Annotated in this window: 1 rRNA gene; it reads right to left on the bottom strand. The window is 55.3% G+C overall.

Features of this window, described 5'->3' with window-relative positions:
- Positions 1–942: ribosomal RNA gene (locus tag BJG92_RS13175) — 23S ribosomal RNA — on the bottom strand; the annotation flags it as partial.

Below are 942 nucleotides of genomic sequence, written 5' to 3'. Positions count from 1 at the left end.
GGCAGGTTTCGGGCGGTTAGTATCCCCTGTTCAGCATGGGCGGTTTTTCGCCGGTACGGGAATATCAACCCGTTGTCCATCGACTACGCCTGTCGGCCTCGCCTTAGGTCCCGACTTACCCAGGGCAGATTAGCTTGACCCTGGAACCCTTGATCATTCGGCGGACGGGTTTCTCACCCGTCTTTCGCTACTCATGCCTGCATTCTCACTCGTGTAGGCTCCACCGCTGGTTTACACCGCGACTTCACTGCCCACACGACGCTCCCCTACCACTCCAGACGCCTGAACCAACCCCACAAAGGAGGCGGCTTGGCTATCATCTGAAATCCACAACTTCGGCGGTGTACTTGAGCCCCGCTACATTGTCGGCGCGGAATCACTTGACCAGTGAGCTATTACGCACTCTTTTAAGGATGGCTGCTTCTAAGCCAACCTCCTGGTTGTCTTCGCAACTCCACATCCTTTCCCACTTAGCACACGCTTAGGGGCCTTAGTTGGTGGTCTGGGCTGTTTCCCTCTCGACTATGAAGCTTATCCCCCACAGTCTCACTGCTGCGCTCTCACTTACCGGCATTCGGAGTTTGGCTGACGTCAGTAACCTTGTAGGGCCCATTAGCCATCCAGTAGCTCTACCTCCGGTAAGAAACACGCAACGCTGCACCTAAATGCATTTCGGGGAGAACCAGCTATCACGAAGTTTGATTGGCCTTTCACCCCTACCCACAGCTCATCCCCTCCATTTTCAACTGAAGTGGGTTCGGTCCTCCACGACGTCTTACCGTCGCTTCAACCTGGCCATGGGTAGATCACTTCGCTTCGGGTCTAGATCACGCCACTGCAACGCCCTATTCAGACTCGCTTTCGCTACGGCTTCCCCACACGGGTTAACCTCGCGACGTAACACTAACTCGCAGGCTCATTCTTCAAAAGGCACGCCGTCAC

Origin of the sequence: Arthrobacter sp. SO5, assembly GCF_020532805.1 — a bacterium.
GTDB lineage: Bacteria > Actinomycetota > Actinomycetes > Actinomycetales > Micrococcaceae > Arthrobacter.
Note: the sequence above shows the minus strand (reverse complement) of the source record. Positions and strands in the feature narration are given on the sequence as shown.